Origin of the sequence: Burkholderia sp. Bp8998, from assembly GCF_003854235.1 — a bacterium.
Lineage (GTDB): Bacteria > Pseudomonadota > Gammaproteobacteria > Burkholderiales > Burkholderiaceae > Burkholderia.
In genome coordinates, this window is record NZ_QTQF01000004.1 from 230,549 (window position 1) to 251,953 (window position 21,405).

Sequence of the window (21,405 nt, forward strand, 5' to 3'; positions counted from 1 at the left end):
ATGCGGCCGGCGCCGCGCATCACGCGAGTTCGCGCAGCTTGTGCTTCAGCACCTTGCCCGTCGACGCGGCGGGCAGCGCATCGAGCACCCGGATGCGCGCGGGGCGCTTGTAGGGCGCGAGCCGTTCCGCGCACCACGCCTGCAGCGCGGCTTCGGTCGCGGTCGCGCCCGGCACCAGCTCGACGAACGCGAGCACTTCCTCGTTGCCCTCGACCGCGCGGCCGACGACGGCCGCCTGCACGACGTCCGGGTGCGCGTTCAGCTCCTGTTCGACCTCGACCGGATACACGTTGAAGCCCGAGCGGATGATCAGCTCCTTGCTGCGGCCCGCGATCGTCACCGAGCCGTCCGCTTCCTGGCGCGCGAGATCGCCGGTACTGAGCCAGCCGTCGGGCGACACGGCCGCGCGCGTCGCGTCCGCGTTGCGGTAGTAGCCGAGCATCACGTTCGGCCCGCGCACGCGGATTTCGCCCACTTCGCCTGGCGGCACGTCGGCGCCGTCCGGTGCGACGATCCGCATCTCCACGCCCGGGATCGGCACGCCGACCGAGCAATCGGTACGCGGCGCGTCGAGCGGCGTCTGCGTGATCGTCGGGCTGCTCTCGGTCATCCCGTAGCCGTTGTGCAGCGGCACGCCGTACACGCGCTCGACGCGTGCCTTCAGGTCGGCGTCGAGCGGCGAGCCGCCCGAATACGCGAAGCGCAGCCGCGGCGCGCGCCATGCGTGCGCATGCGTGTGCAGGTGCTCGAGCAGCTTCGCGTGCATCGCGGGCACGCCCTGGAAGATCGTCACGCCTTCGTCGGCGAGCGCGACGCGCACGGCCTCCGGCGAGAAGCGCGGCGCGAGCCGCAGCGTCGCGCCCGCGTACAGGCTGCCGAGGCAGACCGACGCGAGCCCGTACACGTGCGACACCGGCAGCACGGCATAGACGACGTCGTCGGGCGACACGCCACGCAGCGCGCTCGACGTCGCCGCGATGAACAGCAGGTTGCGGTGCGACAGCATCACGCCTTTCGGCGTACCCGTCGTGCCGGTCGTGTAGATCAGCGCCGCGCACTGCGCGGCTCCGTCGGCCGCCACCGGTTCGCCGGGCGCGTTCGCGTCGACGCGGTACGACCACGCGCCGATGTCGACCGGCAGCGCGTCGGCGGGCGTCGCGTCGTAGCGCGCCGCGTGTGTGCGCGCATCGGGCGATGCTTCCGTCGCGAACGCGATCAGCTTCGGCCGTGCGTGCGCGGCGATCGCATCGAGTTCGCCGGCCGACAGCCGCGCGTTCGACACGAGCGCCCATGCGTCGACGCGCGCGACCGCGAACAGCAGCACGATCTGCGCGACGCTGTTTTCCGCGACGATCATCACGCGATCGCCCCCGCGCACGCCGAGGCGCGCGAGCCGCTCGGCGGCCGCATCGACGGCCTGCGACAGCTCGCCGTACGACAGGCGGCGCGCGTCCTCGATCAGCGCCGGATGCGCGGGCGCGTGCGCGGCCCGGCGGGCGGGCACGTCCGCGATGCGGCCGGGCAGCGCGGCAAGCAGTGCCGCGACGTCGAGCGGCGCGGATGGGCGGGCAGGCGAGGACATGGCGTCTCCAGAAGAAGGGCCGGGCGGCGGCGCGGCGAGTTTTGCGAACGATCGTGCCATGACGGCGGGCGCGCCACAATCGGTCAATCGGGCAATAGCACTTAGCGATGTCCGCAATGATGACGGAGGGGGCGCCGCGGCAACCGGCGCGCTCGCCCGCGCCCCCGGGATCGCGGGACAAAAGGGCCGCGAGTATACCGCCGGTGCACGGCACGCTGCCGCGGCCGCGAGAGGGTGCGATCGCGCGATGACGACCGCCCGGCGGTCGTTCGCCATTAAAATGCCGCCATGAGCAAATCCAGACACGTGTCCGAGACACCCGCAACGCAACTGTTGCGCCGCCACGGCGTCGCATTCGACGAGCATCCGTACGACTATGTCGAGCACGGCGGCACCGGCGAATCGGCGCGCCAGCTCGGCGTCGACGAGCACAGCGTCGTGAAGACGCTCGTGATGGAGGACGAGCACGCGAAGCCGCTGATCGTGCTGATGCACGGCGACCGCACGGTGTCGACCAAGAACCTCGCGCGGCAGATCGGCGCGAAGCGCGTCGAGCCGTGCAAGCCCGACGTCGCGAACCGCCATTCCGGCTATCTGGTCGGCGGCACGTCGCCGTTCGGCACGCGCAAGACGATGCCCGTGTACGTCGAGTCGACCATTCTCGAATTGCCGACGATCTACCTGAATGGCGGCCGTCGCGGCTACCTCGTCAGCCTCGCGCCGGCGGTGCTCACGGCGCTGCTCGGTGCGACGCCCGTGCAGTGTGCGAGCGTCGACTGAGGGTTTCACCTTCGTGGCAGGCGGTGCTCGTTCGGTAGAATGGGCGCCGTTTCGGCCGGTCGGCCCGCACGGCCGGCCGCCATGGCCTGCCGGCGGTTCGCCGCGATGGCGCCAGCCCCAACCGGCCGGCATGCCGCGCCCGGCCGTCCCTTTACCGATACGTTGAAAGAAGAGTTCTCCGCATGCAGATCCTGCTCGCCGCACTTGTTGCCTACCTGATCGGTTCGGTGTCGTTCGCCGTCGTCGTCAGCGCCGCGATGGGCCTGGCCGATCCTCGTTCGTATGGGTCGAAGAATCCCGGCGCGACCAACGTGCTGCGCAGCGGCAACAAGAAGGCCGCGATCCTGACGCTCGTCGGCGACGCCTTCAAGGGCTGGCTCGCCGTCTGGCTCGCGCGGCACTTCGGGCTGTCCGACGTCGCCGTCGCGTGGGTCGCGATCGCCGTGTTCCTCGGCCACCTGTATCCGGTGTTCTTCCGCTTCCAGGGCGGCAAGGGCGTCGCGACCGCGGCCGGCGTGCTGCTCGCCGTGCACCCGGTGCTCGGCCTCGCGACCGCGCTGACCTGGCTGATCGTCGCGTTCTTCTTCCGCTATTCGTCGCTCGCGGCGCTGGTGGCGGCCGGGTTCGCACCGGTGTTCGACGTGTTCCTGTTCGGCACCGGCCACAACCCGGTCGCGTGGGCCGTGCTGGCGATGAGCGTGCTGCTCGTGTGGCGTCACCGCGGCAACATCTCGAAGCTGCTGGCGGGGCAGGAAAGCCGGATCGGCGACAAGAAGAAGGCAGCGTCCGACGGCGGCGCGCAGGACGGCGGCAAGGTCTGAGGCAGGGGATTGCTGCTGCCGCCCGCCGGGGCGCCCCGTGTACGGGGCCCGGCGGCGCGGCGTAATCGACTGACGGCGCGGTTGACGGCGGGATTGGCGGCGTCGATCAGTCGCGGAAGTTGTTGAAGTCGAGCGGGGTGTCGGTCACGTCCTTGCGCAGCATCGCGATCACGCTCTGCAGGTCGTCGCGCTTCGTGCCGGCCACGCGCACCGCGTCGCCCTGGATGCTCGCCTGCACCTTGATCTTGCTGTCTTTCACGAGCCTGACGATCTTCTTCGCGAGGTCGCCCGTCACGCCCTTCTTCACGGTGACGACCTGCTTGACCTTGTCGCCGCCGATCTTCTCGACCTTGCCGTAGTCGAGGAAGCGCACGTCGACGTTGCGCTTCGCGAGCTTGTTGATCAGCACGTCCTTGACCTGGCCGAGCTTGAAATCGTCGTCGGCGAACAGCGTCAGCTCGCGCTCCTTCTGCTCGACGCGCGCGTCGGAGCCCTTGAAGTCGAAGCGCGTCGAAATTTCCTTGTTCGACTGCTCGATGGCGTTCTTCACTTCGATCATGTTCGCTTCGGAAACGACGTCGAACGATGGCATGGCATTCTCCCTTGAGATGCGGGCGCCCGGCTTGCGCGCGGGCACTCGCTATAATTGCGGACTGTTTGCCATTTTACCGATGCCCCTCCGTTTGCCCAAGGCCGGCCGTGCGCCCGCCCGGCGGACGTGACCGCGAATGCCGATGCCTCCTGACGATTCCGCCCTGTCGCTGCTTCCCGACCATCCGCTCGCCGCGCACAACACGTTCGGCATTGCCGCGCAGGCGCGCTTTGCCGCGCGCATCACGCACGCCGCGCAGTTCGAGGCGCTGCACCGCGACCCGCGCGTCGCGTCGCTGCCGCAGCTCGTGCTCGGCGGCGGCAGCAACGTCGTGTTCACGCGCGATTTCGACGGCGTCGTGCTGCTCGACGAGATCGCCGGCCGCAGCGTCGTGCGCGAGGACGACGACGCGTGGTACGTCGAGGCCGGCGGCGGCGAGACCTGGCACGCGTTCGTCGCGTGGACGCTCGAGCACGGGATGCCGGGCCTCGAGAACCTTGCACTGATTCCGGGCACGGTCGGCGCCGCGCCGATCCAGAACATCGGCGCGTACGGCCTCGAGATGAAGACGTATTTCGACTCGCTGGTCGCGGTCGAACTCGCGACGGGGCGCAGCGAGCGCTTCGACGCCGCGCGCTGCGCGTTCGGTTACCGCGACAGCTTCTTCAAGCGGGAGGGGCGCGGCCGTTTCGCGATCGTCGCGGTGACGTTCCGGCTGCCCAAGCGCTGGACGCCGCGACTCGGCTACGCGGACGTCACGCGCGAGCTCGACGCGCGCGGCATCGCACCGGACGCGGCGACGCCGCTCGACGTGTTCGACGCGGTCGTCGCGATCCGCCGCGCGAAGCTGCCCGATCCGCTGGTGCTCGGCAACGCGGGCAGTTTCTTCAAGAATCCGGTGATCGACGCCGCACAGTTCGACGCGCTGCGCGCGCGCGCGCCGGACGTCGTGTCGTATCCGCAGCCGGACGGGCAGGTGAAGCTCGCGGCCGGCTGGCTGATCGACCGCTGCGGCTGGAAAGGACGCGCGCTCGGCGCGGCGGCCGTGCACGACCGGCAGGCGCTCGTGCTGGTGAATCGCGGCGGCGCGACGGGCGCCGACGTGCTCGCGCTGGCGCGGGCGATCCAGGACGACGTGCGCGAGCGGTTCGGCGTCGAGCTCGAACCCGAGCCGGTGTGCCTTTGACGCCCGTTTTCGTCCCGCGCGTTTCATTCGCTTCGCCCCGTACAAACGAAAAGCGCCGATCGTCGATCGGCGCCTTTCGTTCATATGCCGCCGGGCTCCGGCGGCGCGCGGGTGCCGCGGTCAGTGCTTGAGGCGGCCAAGCAGCAGGAACTCCATCAGTGCCTTCTGCACGTGCAGGCGGTTTTCCGCCTCGTCCCACACGACGCTCTGCGGGCCGTCGATCACGCCGGCCGTCACTTCCTCGCCGCGATGCGCGGGCAGGCAGTGCATGAAGAGCGCGTCCGGGTTCGCGTGGCCCATCATTTCCTCGTCGACGCACCAGTCGGCAAACGCCTGCTTGCGCGCTTCGTTCTCGGCTTCGAAGCCCATGCTCGTCCACACGTCGGTCGTCACGAGATCGGCGCTCTTGCACGCTTCGTTCGGATCGTCGAACACCTCGTAGAACGGCGCGCTGTCCGGCGACACGAGCTTCATGTCGAGCGCATAGCCCGGCGGCGTCGACAGGCGCAGCTTGAAGCCGAGGATCTGCGCGGCTTCGATCCAGGTGTACAGCATGTTGTTCGCATCGCCGACCCACGCGACCGTCTTGCCGGCGATCGGGCCGCGGTGCTCGTAGTACGTGAAGATGTCGGCGAGCACCTGGCACGGGTGGTACTCGTTGGTCAGGCCGTTGATCACCGGTACGCGGGAGTTCTGCGCGAAACGCGTGATCACGTCCTGCTCGAACGTGCGGATCATGATGATGTCGACCATCCGCGAGATGACCTGCGCGGAATCCTCGACCGGCTCGCCGCGGCCGAGCTGCGTGTCGCGCGTGCTCATGAACACCGCGTGGCCGCCGAGCTGGAAGATGCCGGCTTCGAACGACAGGCGCGTGCGCGTCGAGCTCTTCTCGAAGATCATCGCGAGCGTGCGGTCGTGCAGCGGGTGATAGGTCTCGTAGTTCTTGAACTTGCGCTTCAGGATACCCGTGCGTTCGAGCACGTACTCGTAGTCTTCCAGCGAGAAATCCTTGAACTGCAGGTAGTGACGAATGGTTTTGGCGGTCATGAAACGAAATACGGCGGGTCTCACCCGGCAGCGGGGCCGGACGGCGCCGCCGTCGGGTGTGGATAACTCAAAGCAGCATAAAGGATTTTCTGTGCTTTGACGAGCCGCGAAGAAAAGCGGGGAGCGACCGGGAGGAGCAAGGGAGGGCGTCGGAACAGGGGCCGCGGCACGACGCGCGATGGCGCGCTGCGGTATAATCAAAAAGTTTTCTCCAGCCCGGCAGGCAAGGCTTTTCGCGCTCTGCCGGACACAAGCCGTGCGCTGCACAAATCCGGTGCGGCGCGCCGGCGGCACGCATCGACGGCCTGTTTTCGGGATATCGGAGCGCGTGTGCCGCGGTCCACTCCAGCTTTGTGTTCGCGTGTCCAGGCGCCGTCGCCAGGACATCGCCGGGCCGTCACTTGGGTAACCACATGGCTGAAACCCCTCCGACCGAATTCTTCATCCAGGGCATCACGAAAGACGGGAAAAAATTTCGCCCGAGCGACTGGTCGGAGCGTCTGGCCGGCGTGATGGCCTGCTTCGGGCCCGGTGCGAGCGGGCCGAACGCGCGCCTGAAATATTCGCTGTACGTGCGCCCGACGATGCTCGGCGACCTGAAATGCGTGATCCTCGATTCCCGGCTGCGCGACATCGAGCCGATGGCGTTCGATTTCGTGCTGAACTTCGCGAAGGACAACAACCTCGTCGTCACCGAGGCGTGCGAGCTGCCGGACTACAACGAAAAGAAGTAAATTCGACGGGCGAGGGCGCGTGCCGTGCCCGCGTCCGGCAATCGCCCCAGCGCGATGCGCGGACGACGCGCAACAAAAAAGCCCGCCTAGGCGGGCTTTTTTGCGATCGCAGGAAACAGGAGCGCCCGCCGAAGCGGGCGCACCGGATTTACGCTGCTGCCTGCAGACCCTTGACGGCTGCGGCGAGGCGGCTCTTGCTGCGAGCGGCCTTGTTCTTGTGAACGATCTTCTTGTCGGCGATCGTGTCGATCGTCTTCACGGCAGCCTTGAACAGCTCGGCAGCCTTTGCCTGGTCGCCGGCTTCAACAGCCTTGCGAACCGACTTGATCGCGGTACGGAATTTCGAGCGCAGCGCCGAGTTGTGCGAATTTGCCTTCGCGGCCTGGCGGGCGCGCTTGCGTGCTTGTGCGGAGTTAGCCATGACGGTTCCTTATCCTGTCCTGTTTCCAGAGCTTGGAGCCTGACGGCCAAGCGCTGCTTTTCGATCCGTCCCCTGAGAACGATTGCCCAGGGGCGCATAAAAAAACGGTGATTTTAACCGAGGCCGAGACATGAAAACGACAGGCGCCGTGCATGTAACAGGCTCAGAAACCGGCGATTATAGCAACAAAATCAAGCGCGTGGCAAGTTCGACGTGACATCGGCAGGACGGGGCGCCAGCGGCGCGCACGCTTTTCCGCATCCGTCCGTGCCGGGACACGCAACGTCCGTATAATAAGCGCCCCATGAATCTATTCCGAGCCCTGCTGACGGTCAGCGGCTTCACGCTGCTGTCGCGCGTGACCGGACTGGCCCGCGAGACGCTGATCGCCCGTGCGTTCGGCGCCAGTCAATACACCGACGCGTTCTACGTCGCTTTCCGTATTCCAAACCTGCTGCGCCGCCTGTCTGCCGAAGGCGCGTTCTCGCAGGCGTTCGTGCCGATCCTGGCCGAGTTCAAGAACCAGCAGGGACACGATGCGACCAAGGCGCTCGTCGACGCGATGTCGACCGTGCTCGCCTGGGCGCTCGCCGTGCTGTCGGTCCTCGGGATCGCCGGCGCGTCGTGGGTCGTGTTCGCGGTCGCGTCCGGCCTGCACACCGACGGGCAGGCGTTCCCGCTCGCGGTCACGATGACGCGGATCATGTTCCCGTACATCGTGTTCATCTCGCTGACGACGCTCGCGTCCGGCGTGCTCAACACCTACAAGAGTTTCTCGCTGCCGGCGTTCGCGCCGGTACTGCTCAACGTCGCGTTCATCGCCGCGGCCGTGTTCGTCGCGCCGCACCTGAAGGTGCCGGTCTACGCGCTCGCGTGGGCCGTCATCGTGGGCGGCGTGCTGCAGTTCCTCGTGCAGCTGCCGGGGCTGAAGAAGATCGACATGGTGCCGCTGATCGGCCTCAACCCGGTGCGCGCGCTGCGTCATCCCGGCGTGAAGCGCGTGCTCGCCAAGATGGTGCCTGCGACGTTCGCGGTGTCGGTCGCGCAACTGTCGCTGATCATCAACACCAACATCGCGTCGCGGCTCGGGCAGGGCGCGGTGTCGTGGATCAACTACGCCGACCGCCTGATGGAATTCCCGACCGCGCTGCTCGGCGTCGCGCTCGGCACGATCCTGCTGCCGAGCCTGTCGAAGGCGCACGTCGACGCCGATTCGCATGAATATTCGGCGCTGCTCGACTGGGGGCTGCGGGTCACGTTCCTGCTCGCGGCGCCGAGCGCGCTCGCGCTGTTCTTCTTCGCGACGCCGCTCACCGCGACGCTGTTCAACTACGGCAAGTTCGACGCGCATACCGTCACGATGGTCGCGCGCGCGCTCGCGACCTACGGGATCGGTCTCGTCGGCATCATCCTGATCAAGATTCTCGCGCCGGGCTTCTACGCGAAGCAGGACATCAAGACGCCCGTGAAGATCGCGATCGGCGTGCTGATCGTCACGCAGATCTCGAACTACGTGTTCGTGCCGCTGATCGGCCATGCGGGCCTCACGCTGAGCATCGGCGTCGGCGCATGCCTGAACTCGCTGCTGCTGTTCCTCGGGCTGCGCAAGCGCGGTATCTACCAGCCGTCGCCGGGCTGGCTGCGCTTCTTCATGCAGATGATCGGCGCGTCGCTCGTGCTCGCAGGCCTGATGCACTGGTGCGCGATCAGCTTCGACTGGACCGGCATGCGTGCGCAGCCGCTCGATCGCATTGCGCTGATGGCCGCGTGCCTCGTGCTGTTCGCTGCACTATATTTCGGTATGTTGTGGGTGATGGGCTTCAAATACGCTTACTTCAGAAGGCGCGCCAAGTGACGACTGCAATGACCCGCGTCCTCGACTACTTCAGCACGCTCGTGGCGGACGACGACAGTCTGCCCGTCACGGAAACCGCGCTGTCGCTCGCGCAGGACGCGTATCCCGACCTCGACCTGCAGGGCACGCTGGCCGAAATCGACATGCTGGCCGCGCGGCTGGGCCGCCGGTTCGCCGACGATGCGGATCTGAAGGACCGCGTCGCCGCGCTGAACGAATTCTTCTTCCGCGAACTCGGCTTCGCATGCAATCACAACGATTACTACGACCCCGATAACAGCCACCTGAACGCGGTGCTGAAGCGGCGGCGCGGGATTCCGATTTCGCTGTCGGTGCTGTACCTGGAGCTCGCCGAGCAGATCGGCGTGCCGGCGCGCGGCGTGTCGTTCCCCGGCCACTTCCTGCTGCGCGTCACGCTGCCGGACGGCGACCTGATCATCGATCCGACCAACGGCCATTCGCTGTCCGAAGCCGAGATGGTCGAGATGCTCGAGCCGTACGTCGCGCGTGCGGCGGGCGCGGTCGACAGCGCGTTGCGCGCGCTGCTGCAGCCGGCCACGAGCCGCGAGATCATCGCGCGGATGCTGCGCAACCTGAAGACGATCTATCTGCAGACGGAACGCTGGCAGCGGCTGCTGGCGGTGCAGCAGCGGCTCGTGATCCTGTTGCCTGAACACCTCGACGAGGTGCGCGACCGCGGCTTCGCGTATGCGCGGCTCGATTATTTGCGCCCCGCGCTCGAGGATCTCGAGCAGTATCTGGGCGAGCGGCCCGATGCGGACGACGCGACCGTCGTCGAATCGCAGGTGACCGAATTGCGGCAGCGAATGCAGCGCGACGGCGAGGACTGAGCCTTCACCGTATCGCTGGAACCCGGAACGTCAAGACGCCCGCATGGCGGGCGTTTTTCGTTTGCACTCGTTCGCACTTATTTCGGCTGCATCCGGATCGCGCCGTCGAGGCGGATCACTTCGCCGTTGAGCATCGGGTTCTCGACGATCTGGCGCACCAGCATCGCGTATTCGTCCGGTTTGCCGAGCCGCGGCGGGAACGGCACCATCGCGCCGAGCGCGTCCTGCACGTCCTTCGGCATGCCGAGCAGCATCGGTGTCTCGAACAGCCCGGGCGCGATTGTCATCACGCGAATGCCGCTGCGCGACAGGTCGCGTGCGATCGGCAGCGTCATGCCCGCGACGCCGGCCTTCGACGCCGCATACGCGGCCTGGCCGATCTGCCCGTCGTAGGCGGCGACCGATGCGGTACTGACGATCACGCCGCGTTCGCCGCCGTCGTTCGGCGCGGTCGCGGCCATTGCGGCCGCCGCGAGCCGGGTCATGTTGAAGGTGCCGATCAGGTTCACGTTGATCGTCTTCGCGAACACGTCGAGCGGATGCGCACCGTCCTTGCCGACGGTTTTCGCGGCGGGCGCGATGCCCGCGCAGTTCACGAGGCCGCGCAGCGTGCCCGCGCGCGTCGCGGCGTCGACGGCCGCCTGCGCGTCGCTCTCGCTCGACACGTCGCAGCGCACGAACAGGCCGCCCAGCTCGCCCGCGAGCGCCGTGCCGGCCGCCTCGTTCAGGTCGGCGAGCACGACCTTGCCGCCGGCCTGCGCAAGCATGCGGGCCGTTCCGGCGCCGAGGCCCGATGCGCCGCCCGTGATCAGAAAGACGTTGCCGCGAATCTCCATCACTGTCTCCTTGGTTGGGTCCGATGCCGGTCGATCGGAGGAAAGGGCGCCGCGCCGGTTCACGCGGCGCATACGTTCGATCGATTGTACGGGGCGCCGCCGGGCGCCGGCGAGACCGGCACGATCGTGCGAATCCGGGTCGGAGGAAACGGACCGAATCGACAACGCAGACGAAACGGACGAAAAAAAACCGCCCGGAAAGGGCGGCTTGCGGTGCACGACGCGGTGCTTACTTCAGTGCGTCGAACGCACGCTCGCGGATTTCATCGACGCTGCCGAGGCCCGAGATCTTGCGATACTGCGGGGCTTTCAGGCCGTTTTCCTCGCCGCGCTGCGCCCAGTCGCCGTAGTACGTGATCAGCGGCTTGGTCTGCGCTTCGTACACTTCGAGACGCTTCTTGACGGTTTCTTCCTTGTCGTCGTCGCGCTGGATCAGCGGTTCGCCCGTCACGTCGTCCTTGCCCTCGACCTTCGGCGGGTTGAACTTCACGTGGTACGTGCGGCCCGATGCCGGGTGCGTGCGGCGGCCGCTCATGCGCTCGACGATCTCCGAGAACGGGACGTCGATTTCGAGCACGTAGTCGATCGCAACGCCGGCTTCCTTCATCGCGTCAGCCTGCGCGATCGTGCGCGGGAAGCCGTCGAACAGATAGCCGTTCGCGCAGTCGGATTCCTTCAGGCGCTCCTTCACGAGGCCGATGATCAGCGCGTCCGGCACGAGCTTGCCGGCGTCCATGTAGCCCTTCGCCTCGACGCCGAGCGGCGAGCCGGCCTTGACGGCCGCGCGCAGCATGTCGCCCGTCGAGATTTGCGGGATGCCGAACTTTTCCTTGATGAAGTTTGCCTGGGTACCCTTGCCCGCGCCGGGCGCACCCAACAGGATCAAACGCATGGTGATATCTCCGGTATGTAGATTCGTGTGGCGAGACGCAAAAGCGTCGGCGACAGCGTGCGCGGGCTTGCCTTGCGCGCGGCGGACTGGTCTGATGCAGCGCGTCGGTGAAAAGCGACGCGCGGCTGCCGGGACGGGCCGTGGCGGGGTCAAGCGAGGCGCGCGGGTCGCGGACGGCTCGCACAATCGCCTGATTATGCCACGGGTTATTTTGAACTCGGCCGAAAAAGGGCCTGCACGCGTGCGAGATCGGCCGGCGTGTCGATTCCGGCTTCGGGCGCATGCTCGGTGATCAGCACGGCGATACGCTCGCCGTGCCACATCGCGCGCAGCTGTTCGAGCTGTTCGGCCTGCTCGATCGGCGCCTGCGCGAGCGACGGATAGGTGCGCAGGAAACGCGCGCGATACGCGTAGAGGCCGATGTGGCGATACACCGGAAAAGCCGGTGCTGGCATGGCTGCGACGTCGGGCCAGTGTGGCTGGTACGCATCGCGGCTCCACGGAATCGGCGCGCGCGAGAAGTACATCGCGACGTTGCGCGCGTCGAGCGCGACCTTCACGATGTTCGGGTTGAACACGTCGGCCGCGTCGTGGATCGGGTGCGCGGCGGTCGCGATCGCGCAGTCCGGATGCGCGGCGAGGTGCGACGCTACGTCGCGCACGAGCGCCGGGTCGATCAGCGGTTCATCGCCCTGCACGTTGACGACGACGGTATCGTCGCTCCACCCGAACGTCGCGGCGACTTCCGCGAGCCGGTCGGTGCCGGACGGATGGTCGGCGCGTGTCAGCACCGCTTCGAAACCGTGCTCGCGCGCCGCGTCGAGCACGCTCTGCGCGTCGGACGCGACGAGCACCTGCTGCGCGCCCGCCTCGCGCGCGCGCTCGGCGACGCGGACGACCATCGGCTTGCCGCCGAGATCGGCGAGCGGCTTGTTCGGCAGGCGCGTCGACGCGAGCCGGGCAGGAATGACGGCGATGAAGGGCTGCGGATGAGTCATCGGGGCGGGTCGGTGAGAAGAGCGGGGCGGGCGGCGCGTCGAAGGCAGGCCGCCCGGCAGGATCCGGCACGCGGCCGCGGGCGAACCGCGGCCGGGCGCAGGTGCAGCGGTGCGGCGTTTAGTTGCCGGCCGGGCCGGCGGGGTCGACCGGCGTGCCTTCGACGGTCTGGCGTGCTTCGTCGACGAGCATCACGGGGATGCCGTCGCGGATCGGGTAGGCGAGCTTGTCGGCGTTGCAGATCAGCTCCTGCGCGGCGCGGTCATAGTGGAGCGGGCCTTTGCAGATAGGGCACACAAGGATTTCAAGCAGGCGAGCGTCCACGGAGTTTCTCCACAACGAGGGCAATGAGGCGAGGATCGAGCGCGGCTTCGACGGGGACGACCCACAGCCGAGCGTCGCGCCAGGAAGCGCCCAATTTTACTGCATCCTTCTCGGTGATCAGGATCGCATCGACTGCGTCGTCGACGAACGGATTGTCGGCGAACGCGTAATGGTCGGGCAGCGCGCGCGTCGCCGGCGCGAGGCCGGCCGCGCGCAGCGTCGCGAAGAAGCGTTCCGGCGCGCCGATGCCGGCCGCGGCGAGCACACGCTCGTTCGCGAATTGCGACAGCGGGCGGCGCAGCGCCGGCTTGTCGAGGTGCCAGGCGGCGCCCGGTGTCAGCGCGAGCGCATAGGTATCGGGCCACGGCGGCAGCGCGCCGCTGTACGGGTCGTTGACGAGCGTCGCGTCGCGATGGCGCGACAGCGGCTCGCGCAGCGGCCCGGCCGGCAGCAGGAAGCCGTTGCCGCCGAGCCGGTGGTCGAACACGACGAGCTCGACCGTGCGCGCGAGGCGGTAGTGCTGGAGGCCGTCGTCGCTGACGATCACGTCGACGTCAGGATGCGCGGCGCGCAGCGCCTGCACGGCCGCGACGCGGTCGGGGCACACCCACACGGGCGCACCGGTGCGGCGCGCGATCAACAGCGGTTCGTCGCCGGCTGCGCTCGCGCGCGACGCGGGCGTGACCGCGGTGGGCGCCTTCACGTTCGCGCCGTAGCCGCGCGACACGACGCCCGGCGTGAAACCGGCCGCGCGCAGCGCATCGACCAGCGCGATCACGGTCGGCGTCTTGCCGGTGCCGCCGACGGTGACGTTGCCGACCACGACGACGGGCACGCCGACGTCGACCGGTTGCTTCCAGCCCTGCGCGTAGGCCGTGCGGCGCAGCGCCGCGCACAGGCCGAACACGCACGCGAACGGCGTGAGCGCCCACGCGAGGGCGCCGCGCCGCTGCCATTCGCGCGTGAGGCGCGCTTCGAGCCGCGCGAGCGGGCCGCCGGGCGCGCTCATCGGGCCGGGCGCGGCGCGTCGTGCGCCGCGGCGTGGGACGGATTCGTCAAGACGGATTCTCCGGTGGGCGGCGCATGCCGCGAGGTCTTCGGAAGGCGGCACTCTAGCGCGCCGCACGCGGGCGCGGCAAGCGCGTCCGGGCGACGCCGCCGATGGGGCCGGTTCGGAGCGGGCTGTGGATAACTCTGTGAAAAACTCCCCGCCTGTTCGCGTCAAACGCCCGCCGGGTGGGCATCGAATCGATGGAGAATAAAATCGTAAGGTTTAAAAAACTATAAAAATCAACGCATTGCATGGAATTGTCTGGTTTTTTTCGCGGTTTTCAAGCGTTTTTGATGGACGATTGCCAGAATGTGGACACCTTCCGCGTGTTGCAGCGCGGGCGACTGGCGCTGGACGCCGCGCGCGTGTCGGACTATCGTGTCGCCGCCAGCATTCATTCGACCGCCCATGCTTTCCGACTCTCCTTTTTCCGCTCCCGGCGCGACCCGCGGCGGCGACGAAGTGATTCCCGTTTCGGCGCTCAATCGCGCGATTTCGACGATGCTCGAGCGCTCGTTTCCGCTGCTGTGGATCTCGGGCGAAGTGTCGAATTTCACGCGCGCCGCGAGTGGCCACTGGTATTTCTCGATCAAGGACCAGCAGGCGCAGATGCGCTGCGTGATGTTCCGGGGGCGCGCTCAGTACGCGGAATTCACGCCGCGCGAAGGCGACCGGATCGAGGTGCGCGCCGTCGTCACGATGTACGAGCCGCGCGGCGAAGTGCAGCTCAACGTCGAGGCCGTGCGGCGCACCGGCCAAGGGCGCCTGTACGAGGCGTTCCTGAGGCTGAAGGCGCAGCTCGAGGCCGCAGGCCTGTTCGCGCCCGAGCGCAAGCGGCCGCTGCCGGCGCACCCGCGTGCGATCGGCATCGTCACGTCGTTGCAGGCCGCCGCGCTGCGCGATGTGCTGACCACGCTCGCGCGCCGCGCGCCGCACATCCCGGTGATCGTCTATCCGGCGCCCGTGCAGGGCGCGGGCTCGGCCGAAAAGCTCGTCGCGGCCGTTCAGGCCGCGAACGCGCGGCGCGAGGTCGACGTGCTGCTGGTCTGTCGCGGCGGCGGGTCGATCGAGGATCTGTGGTCGTTCAACGACGAAGCGCTCGCACGAGCGATCGCGGCGAGCGAACTGCCGGTCGTCAGCGGCGTCGGCCACGAAACCGATTTCACGATCGCGGACTTCGCGGCCGACCTGCGCGCGCCGACGCCGACCGGCGCGGCCGAGCTCGCGAGTCCGCAGCGCGCGTTGCTGTTGCGCGAGGTTGCCGACCGGCAGCGCGCGCTTGCCCGCAGCCTGGAGCGCGGGCTCGAGCAGCGTGCGCAGCAGCTCGACTGGCTCGCCCGCCGGCTCGTCAGCCCGGCCGAGCGGCTGCAGCGGCAGCGCATCCATGTCGAACAGCTGGCGGTGCGGCTCGCGTCGGCGGCGTCGCGGCCGGTGCGCGACGCGCGTGCGCGTTTCGCGCTCGCGCAATTGCGCTGGCAACGCGCGCGGCCCGACCCGGCGCAGGCGCGCCATGCGCTCGGAGGGCTGTCGCAACGTCTCGCGGTGGCGCTGCAGCGCCGTCACGAGCGCGATACCGCGCGCGTGTCGGCCTGCGCGGCGCGGCTCGAGGTGCTGAGCCCGCAGCGCACGCTCGAGCGCGGCTACGCGGCGCTGATCGACACGCAGACCGGCCGCGCGGTGCGCACACCGAGTGCGCTGAAGCCGCAGCGCCGTCTGACCGTGCATCTCGCCGAGGGCTCGGCCGACGTATCGCTCGCCGACGTGCAGCCGCGGCTGACCGATTCGATCTGACGACGGTGGCGTAAGCGAAACGAAGGTCACGCGCCCGGCGGTCCGGATGCGCCGGATGCGCCGGTCGCGGGAACGGAGGCTGCGCATCGTCGTCTCGTCCTGCCGGATGAAGCGTCAGCGCCGATTTTCTGCATACCGCGGATAAATGCCCGTGAGTTTGCGGGGATATTCGGACTCGCCTACAATCGGACGCTCGGCAGCATTCAACACAGCCTCCCTACATACTCAACGAAGGAATCGCCATGGCTCATACGCTCCCGCCGCTCCCGTACGCTGAAGACGCACTCGCGCCGACGATCTCGAAAGAGACGATCGAGTACCACTACGGCAAGCACCATCAGGCTTATGTGACGAACCTGAACAATCTGATCCCGGGCACGGAATTCGAGACCCTGTCGCTGGAAGAGATCGTGAAGAAGTCGTCGGGCGGCATTTTCAACAACGCCGCGCAAATCTGGAACCACACGTTCTTCTGGAACAGCCTGTCGCCGAACGGCGGCGGCGCACCGTCGGGCGCGCTGGGCGACGCGATCAACGCGAAGTGGGGTTCGTACGACGCGTTCAAGGAAGCGTTCACGAAGGCAGCGGTCGGCACGTTCGGTTCGGGCTGGGCATGGCTCGTGAAGAAGGCCGACGGTTCGCTCGACATCGTGTCGACGAGCAACGCCGCCACGCCGCTGACGACGGCCGACAAGCCGCTGCTGACGATCGACGTGTGGGAACACGCGTACTACATCGACTACCGCAACGCACGTCCGAAGTTCGTCGAAGCATTCTGGAACATCGTGAACTGGGACTTCGCAGCGAAGAACTTCGCGTAAGTCCAGGCGTCCTGCGCGCCTTTGCGGTGCGCGGCACCCCAGGAAAAGCCCTCGTCACGAGGGCTTTTTTGTTTTTGTCGGGCGTGAATCGACGCGCGGCATTCGCCGGATCAGACGATCATCGCCGACAACCAGCCGAGCGCCGCACAGGCGATCACGACGGCCCACGGCGGCACGCGCCAGAACACGAGCGCGACGAAGGCGACGAGCGCGGCCGCGAAGTCGCGCGGCGACACGATCGTGTCGCTCCACACCGGGTGATAGAGCGCGGCCAGCAGCAGCCCGACGACGGCCGCGTTCACGCCCGCGAGCGCGGCCTGCATGCGCGCGCTGCGGCGCAGGCGTTCCCAGAACGGCGCGGTGCCGGCGACAAGCAGGAACGACGGCGCGAAGATCGACATGAGCGCGATCGTCCCGCCGAGCCAGCCGTTCGGCGCATCGTGCAGCGAAGCCCCGAGGAAGGCCGAGAACGTGAAGAGCGGCCCCGGCACGGCCTGAGCGACACCGTAGCCGGCCAGGAACGTTGAATCGCCGACCCAGCCCGGCGCGACGACGGCGGCCTGCAGCAGCGGCAGCACCACGTGCCCGCCGCCAAACACGAGCGCGCCGGTGCGGAAGAAGGCGTCGATCACTGCGAGCGTGCTCGAATGAAACGCGCCGGCCGCGACCGGCAACACGACGATCAGCGCGGCGAACAGGACGAGCCACAGCACGCCCGCGCGGTGCGACACGTGCAGCGGCAACGGATCGTGGGCGCCGCGCTCGGGCTGCGGCAACAGCACGAGACCGGCTGCCCCCGCCGCGACGATCACGGCCACCTGCAGCCATGCGGCTGGCACGAGCAGCGCGATGCAGGCCGCGATCGCCATCAGCGTGACGCGGCGCGCATCCGGGCACAGCGTGCGCGCCATGCCCCACACCGCCTGCGCGATCACCGCGACCGACACGATGCGCAGCCCGTGCAGCGCGCCCGCCGCGACCGGCATGCCCGTCGCGTGCACGCCGAGCGCGAACAGCATCATCAGCAGCGCCGACGGCAGCGTGAAGCCGAGCCACGCGGCGAACATCCCCGCGTAGCCCGCGCGCGACAGGCCGATCGCCATCCCGACCTGGCTGCTCGCCGGCCCCGGCAGGAACTGGCACAGGCCGACGAGATCCGCATACGCGCGTTCGGTCAGCCAGCCACGCCGCGTGACGAACGCGTCGCGGAAGTAGCCGAGATGCGCGACGGGCCCGCCGAACGACGTGAGGCCGAGCCGCAGGAACGTGACGAATACGGGCCACGCGTGGCGCGAAGGCGTAGTGACGGTGGACGTGTTCAAGTGTGGTTGCGGGGAGGGGGAACGAGCCGCCACGATAGCGCGATGCGATGCCGGCGGGAATGCGGCGTTGCGGCGATTGCGCGACGGCGGTGTCGGGACGTGGTCAGCACGTGTCGTCGGGCAGCCCGCTCACGCGGCGCAGCGCGTCGACGTCGACGAGTTCGATCTCGCCGACATGCAGCCGCACGACGCCGTCGGCCTGCAGCGCCTTCAGCAGCTGGTTGGTGGTCTGCCGTGTGAGTGACAGCATCGCCGCGAGCTTTTCCTGCGATAGCCGGATGCGCGTGCGGCCGGCGCTGATCCCGCCGTAGCCGTCGGCGATCATCAGCAGCCGTGCAGCCAGCCGCTGCGCGGCCGGCATCACGCTCATCGATTCGACGGTCAGGAAGCTCAGCCGGAGCTTTTGCGCCATCAACAGCGCGAATTGCCGCCAGTATTGCGGCGTCGTGTCGAGCATCGCGAGCAGCGCGGCCTGCGGGACGTGCAGCAGCAGCGTGTCGTCGAGTGCGATCGCGTCGTGCGTGCGCGACTGGCCATCGAACAGCGCGATCTCGCCGAACCATGTGACGGGCTCGGCCACCATCAGCAGCGCTTCCTTGCCCTGCGGATCGACCGCGCCTATGGTGAGGGAACCGGCCAGCACCGCATACAGCCCGCACGGCGGGTCGCCGCGGCGAAACAGCGCGTGGCCGGCCGGCAGGCGCCGCAACGCGGCGCGGGCGAGCAGGTCGTCGCGCAACGCGGGCGGCAGCGTGGCGAACCACGGGTGCGCTTCGATCTGCGGCAGGTAGGGGGCGAGCGGCGGGGGCATGGGCACGCGATGTCGGGTAGCTGACAGAGGTTCTCTGGCGTGACGCGCATCATAGCGCTCAATCATCGTTCAGGAGACACCATGAAGACGCTCGAAGACCACCTTTCCCAGTATGCGGCCTACCATCGCGACGCGCGCAACATCGCGACGCATCTGGTCGGCATCCCGATGATCGTGTTCGCGGTCGAGGTGCTGCTGTCGCGGCCGGCGCTCGGCACGCTGGGCGGCGTCGCGTTGTCGCCGGCGTTGCTGCTGGCCGTGGCGTTCGCGGTGTTCTACCTGCGCCTCGACCTGCGCTTCGGGGTGGTGATGACCGTGCTGTTCGCACTCGGCCTGTGGGCCGCACAGACGCTCGCGCTGCTGCCCACCGCGCGATGGCTCGGAATCGGCATCGGCACATTCGTGGTCGGCTGGATCGTGCAGTTCGTCGGGCACTGGTTCGAGGGGCGCAAGCCCGCATTCGTCGACGACCTGGTCGGGCTGATGGTCGGGCCGCTGTTCGTCGTCGCGGAAGTCGCGTTCTTCATGGGCCTGCGCGGCGACGTGCGCCGCGAGGTCGAGCGGCGCTCGGGCCCCGTCCACGGCGGCGCGCATTCGCATGTCTGACACGTCGGCCGCGCTGGTGCCGCGCGTCGCCCACCACACCACGCGCAATGCGCAACGGCTAAGATGCGGGGTGCGTCACACGACATGAAACGACAGGACGCGTACGCGGAGCAATCGACATGGTGGATCGCCCGACTCTCGATGCCTACGAAGCCCATGCCGCGCAATACGCGCAGGACTGGCTCGACCAGGCCGCCCCCGACGACATGTATGCGCTGCTCGAGCAGTATTTCTCGCCGGGGCCGACGGCCGACATCGGCTGCGGCGCGGGGCGCGACACTGCGTGGCTCGCTTCGCTGGGATTCGACGCGCGCGGCTACGATGCGAGCGCCGCGCTGCTTGCCGAGGCGCGCCTGCGCCACCCGTCGCTGACGTTCGAGCTGGCTGCGCTGCCGGCGCTCGCCGGCGTGCCGTCCGGCGCGTTTCGAAACGTGTTGTGCGAGACGGTCGTCATGCATCTCGAACAGGCGGATGCCGCCGCGGCGGCCGCGCGGCTGGCCGCGCTGCTGATGCCCGGCGGCACGTTGTACCTGAGCTGGCGGGTGGCCGGCAACGGCGCGTTGCGCGACGAGCGCGGCCGCTTGTACACGCCGCTCGATTCGGCGCGCATGCATGCGGCGCTCGGCGCCGGCATGCACGTGATCGACGAGCACGAGGTGGTCAGCGCGTCGTCCGGCAAGCGCGTGCACCGGCTGATCGCGCGCCGGGCCGGCGACGTCGACGGTGCCGCATGAGCGCGGCGCGCGAACTCATTCGCGGTTGAGCGCCGCTTCCCAGTTGATGTCGACGCACAGCACCTGCATGCCGGTCGCGACCGGCGCGGCGATCGATGCGGTCACGCACAGGTGCGCTTCGTTGATCGACAGGTACGGCGGCGTCAGTTGCACGCGGCCCGGCGCGCGCATCGCGTGGATGAAGTAGGGGCGGCGCTCCCAGCTCGCGCCTTCCGAATGCAGCAGCGGCCGGAAGCGTTTCGCCCGCTGCGATACGCTGCCGCGCGCGAGCACGTTGTCGCCGATCTGGCGGCCCGATGCATCGAGCAGGAAGCAGCGCGCGGTTTCCGGCAACCCGAGCACGGCGCCGGCGGCGTCGATCAGCGATTCGCCCGCGACGAGCTTCTGGCTCGCTTCCTCCAGCGCGGCGACATACGGCGCGAGCCGTTCGGCCTGCGTGCGCTCGCGTTGCGCGACGCGCAGCCGCAACGCGGCCGACAGCGTATCCATGCAGCCGGCGGCGGCCTGCGGTTGCACGGGGTCGACGCTCGGCCCCGCGAAGTACTGCCCCTGTACGAAATCGACGTCGCATTCGAGCGCGATCAGCGCGTCGCGCTCGGTCGAGAGCCCGCCCATCAGCACGAGCTGTCCGGATTCGTGCAGCAGCGACACGAGCCCCGGCAGCACGCGCTCGAGATGTGAGTGTTCGCTCGCCTGCGCGAGGATTCCGCGGTCGAGCGTGACGATGTCGGGGTGCAGGTGCCACACGCGGTCGATGTTCGAATGCTTCGCGCCGAAGCCGCCGAGCGCGATCAGGAAGCCGGCCTTGCGCAGACCGTCGACGATCGCCGCATAGCGCGGCGTCTCGCCGCCTGCCTGCTCGGGCACCTCGAGCACCACGCGATGCGGCGGCAGGCCGAGCGCCTTCAGGTTCGCGAGCAGCGCGTCACCGTAGACGGTGTCCATCAGCGCGGCCGGATGCAGGCTCAGGAAGAGCCATTCGTCGTGACTGTCGAACGCGTGGAAGTTGCCGAGGTGCAGCGATTCGGCTAGCCGGCCGAGCTCGAGCAGGTCGCCACGCCGCGCCGCCTGCGTGAACACCTCGTGCGACGCGACCTGGCGGCTTTCCTCGTCGTGCGCGCGCAGCGACGCGTGATAGCCGATCGCGCGGCGGTGCGACACCGAGAAAACGGGCTGGAACACGCTGAACACGGTGTACGCACCGTACAGCACGGTGCGCCGCTTCCCGTCGTCGCCGGCGACGGGGCGGGGCGGCTGAAAGCCGGGGGGATCGATGTCGATCATGCTCATGATGTCGGCCGAAGAAGACTGCCAGTTTACCTACAGAATAGGCGAGCAAGAAGCATGCA

At 68.5% G+C, this 21,405-nt stretch carries 23 protein-coding genes; 10 read left to right on the forward strand and 13 right to left on the reverse strand.

Features of this window, described 5'->3' with window-relative positions; all coding sequences use genetic code 11:
• Positions 1-19: 19 nt before the first annotated feature.
• Positions 20-1,582 carry a class I adenylate-forming enzyme family protein gene (locus DIE06_RS07405; protein ID WP_124660832.1) on the reverse strand — a complete coding sequence of 521 codons (1,563 nt, stop codon included), beginning with the start codon at positions 1,580-1,582 and terminating at the stop codon, positions 20-22.
• Positions 1,583-1,870: 288 nt separating this feature from the next.
• Here DIE06_RS07405 and ybaK point away from each other — a divergent pair, with 288 nt between their 5' ends.
• Entirely contained in the window at positions 1,871-2,362 is a 492-nt protein-coding gene (ybaK, locus tag DIE06_RS07410; RefSeq protein ID WP_124660833.1) for a Cys-tRNA(Pro) deacylase, read from the forward strand.
• A gap of 182 nt (positions 2,363-2,544) precedes the next feature.
• Positions 2,545-3,183 carry a glycerol-3-phosphate 1-O-acyltransferase PlsY gene (plsY, locus tag DIE06_RS07415; RefSeq protein ID WP_124660834.1) on the forward strand — a complete coding sequence of 213 codons (639 nt, stop codon included), beginning with the start codon at positions 2,545-2,547 and terminating at the stop codon, positions 3,181-3,183.
• Between the two features lie 106 nt (positions 3,184-3,289).
• Here the strand turns inward: plsY and DIE06_RS07420 are convergent, their stop codons facing one another.
• Positions 3,290-3,775, reverse strand: a complete 486-nt coding sequence (locus tag DIE06_RS07420) for a YajQ family cyclic di-GMP-binding protein (protein WP_014896235.1) — start codon at positions 3,773-3,775, stop codon at positions 3,290-3,292.
• Between the two features lie 136 nt (positions 3,776-3,911).
• On the opposite strand from DIE06_RS07420, the gene murB reads away from it, so the two are divergent.
• Positions 3,912-4,961 (forward strand): UDP-N-acetylmuramate dehydrogenase, encoded by a 1,050-nt coding sequence (gene murB, locus DIE06_RS07425; protein WP_124660835.1) that lies wholly within the window; start codon positions 3,912-3,914, stop codon positions 4,959-4,961.
• A 120-nt stretch (positions 4,962-5,081) separates the two neighbouring features.
• Here murB and argF read toward each other — a convergent pair whose 3' ends face one another.
• Positions 5,082-6,011: an ornithine carbamoyltransferase gene (gene argF, locus DIE06_RS07430; RefSeq protein WP_124660836.1), complete on the reverse strand. Its 930-nt coding sequence runs from the start codon at positions 6,009-6,011 to the stop codon at positions 5,082-5,084.
• A 413-nt stretch (positions 6,012-6,424) separates the two neighbouring features.
• Here argF and DIE06_RS07440 point away from each other — a divergent pair, with 413 nt between their 5' ends.
• Positions 6,425-6,745, forward strand: coding sequence for a DUF3579 domain-containing protein (locus DIE06_RS07440; RefSeq protein WP_006762342.1), 321 nt, complete (start codon positions 6,425-6,427; stop codon positions 6,743-6,745).
• A gap of 148 nt (positions 6,746-6,893) precedes the next feature.
• Here DIE06_RS07440 and rpsT read toward each other — a convergent pair whose 3' ends face one another.
• Entirely contained in the window at positions 6,894-7,166 is a 273-nt protein-coding gene (rpsT, locus tag DIE06_RS07445) for a 30S ribosomal protein S20 (RefSeq protein WP_006482211.1), read from the reverse strand.
• 304 nt (positions 7,167-7,470) lie between these two features.
• Here rpsT and murJ point away from each other — a divergent pair, with 304 nt between their 5' ends.
• Together murJ and DIE06_RS07455 are read left to right on the forward strand one after the other, a co-directional pair.
• Positions 7,471-9,021, forward strand: coding sequence for a murein biosynthesis integral membrane protein MurJ (gene murJ / locus DIE06_RS07450; protein ID WP_124660837.1), 1,551 nt, complete (start codon positions 7,471-7,473; stop codon positions 9,019-9,021).
• An 8-nt stretch (positions 9,022-9,029) separates the two neighbouring features.
• Entirely contained in the window at positions 9,030-9,872 is an 843-nt protein-coding gene (locus tag DIE06_RS07455; protein ID WP_124660838.1) for a SirB1 family protein, read from the forward strand.
• Positions 9,873-9,949: 77 nt separating this feature from the next.
• Here DIE06_RS07455 and DIE06_RS07460 read toward each other — a convergent pair whose 3' ends face one another.
• The 6 genes from DIE06_RS07460 to DIE06_RS38190 all read right to left on the reverse strand — a co-directional run bounded on the left by DIE06_RS07460 (position 9,950) and on the right by DIE06_RS38190 (position 14,381).
• Positions 9,950-10,708: a 3-hydroxyacyl-CoA dehydrogenase gene (locus tag DIE06_RS07460; protein ID WP_124660839.1), complete on the reverse strand. Its 759-nt coding sequence runs from the start codon at positions 10,706-10,708 to the stop codon at positions 9,950-9,952.
• Between the two features lie 229 nt (positions 10,709-10,937).
• Positions 10,938-11,600, reverse strand: coding sequence for an adenylate kinase (gene adk / locus DIE06_RS07465; protein ID WP_124499805.1), 663 nt, complete (start codon positions 11,598-11,600; stop codon positions 10,938-10,940).
• A 206-nt stretch (positions 11,601-11,806) separates the two neighbouring features.
• Positions 11,807-12,598 carry a 3-deoxy-manno-octulosonate cytidylyltransferase gene (kdsB, locus tag DIE06_RS07470; RefSeq protein ID WP_124660840.1) on the reverse strand — a complete coding sequence of 264 codons (792 nt, stop codon included), beginning with the start codon at positions 12,596-12,598 and terminating at the stop codon, positions 11,807-11,809.
• A 118-nt stretch (positions 12,599-12,716) separates the two neighbouring features.
• Positions 12,717-12,920: a Trm112 family protein gene (locus tag DIE06_RS07475; RefSeq protein ID WP_124660841.1), complete on the reverse strand. Its 204-nt coding sequence runs from the start codon at positions 12,918-12,920 to the stop codon at positions 12,717-12,719.
• On the reverse strand, positions 12,901-13,929 hold the full coding sequence (gene lpxK, locus DIE06_RS07480) for a tetraacyldisaccharide 4'-kinase (RefSeq protein ID WP_124660842.1): 1,029 nt from the start codon (positions 13,927-13,929) through the stop codon (positions 12,901-12,903). Before lpxK ends, DIE06_RS07475 begins: the two co-directional genes overlap by 20 nt.
• Positions 13,930-14,210: 281 nt before the next feature.
• On the reverse strand, positions 14,211-14,381 hold the full coding sequence (locus DIE06_RS38190; protein ID WP_185733366.1) for a hypothetical protein: 171 nt from the start codon (positions 14,379-14,381) through the stop codon (positions 14,211-14,213).
• Between DIE06_RS38190 and xseA the strand changes: the two genes are divergently transcribed.
• On the forward strand, positions 14,380-15,762 hold the full coding sequence (gene xseA / locus DIE06_RS07485) for an exodeoxyribonuclease VII large subunit (RefSeq protein ID WP_124660843.1): 1,383 nt from the start codon (positions 14,380-14,382) through the stop codon (positions 15,760-15,762). The genes DIE06_RS38190 and xseA overlap by 2 nt on opposite strands.
• Before the next feature lie 242 nt (positions 15,763-16,004).
• Positions 16,005-16,583 (forward strand): superoxide dismutase [Fe], encoded by a 579-nt coding sequence (gene sodB / locus DIE06_RS07490; RefSeq protein ID WP_124660844.1) that lies wholly within the window; start codon positions 16,005-16,007, stop codon positions 16,581-16,583.
• A gap of 110 nt (positions 16,584-16,693) precedes the next feature.
• Here sodB and chrA read toward each other — a convergent pair whose 3' ends face one another.
• Together chrA and DIE06_RS07500 are read right to left on the reverse strand one after the other, a co-directional pair.
• Positions 16,694-17,905, reverse strand: coding sequence for a chromate efflux transporter (chrA, locus tag DIE06_RS07495; RefSeq protein WP_124660845.1), 1,212 nt, complete (start codon positions 17,903-17,905; stop codon positions 16,694-16,696).
• A gap of 103 nt (positions 17,906-18,008) precedes the next feature.
• On the reverse strand, positions 18,009-18,716 hold the full coding sequence (locus DIE06_RS07500; RefSeq protein ID WP_124660864.1) for a Crp/Fnr family transcriptional regulator: 708 nt from the start codon (positions 18,714-18,716) through the stop codon (positions 18,009-18,011).
• Between the two features lie 81 nt (positions 18,717-18,797).
• Between DIE06_RS07500 and DIE06_RS07505 the strand changes: the two genes are divergently transcribed.
• Positions 18,798-19,322 (forward strand): DUF962 domain-containing protein, encoded by a 525-nt coding sequence (locus DIE06_RS07505; RefSeq protein WP_124660846.1) that lies wholly within the window; start codon positions 18,798-18,800, stop codon positions 19,320-19,322.
• A 119-nt stretch (positions 19,323-19,441) separates the two neighbouring features.
• The gene (locus DIE06_RS07510; RefSeq protein ID WP_124660847.1) at positions 19,442-20,056 is read left to right on the forward strand and encodes a bifunctional 2-polyprenyl-6-hydroxyphenol methylase/3-demethylubiquinol 3-O-methyltransferase UbiG; all 615 of its coding nucleotides are present in this window, start codon (positions 19,442-19,444) and stop codon (positions 20,054-20,056) included.
• 15 nt (positions 20,057-20,071) lie between these two features.
• Here the strand turns inward: DIE06_RS07510 and DIE06_RS07515 are convergent, their stop codons facing one another.
• A complete protein-coding gene (locus DIE06_RS07515; protein ID WP_124660848.1) occupies positions 20,072-21,346 on the reverse strand; it encodes an EAL domain-containing protein in 1,275 nt (424 codons plus the stop codon).
• Positions 21,347-21,405 lie beyond the last annotated feature (59 nt).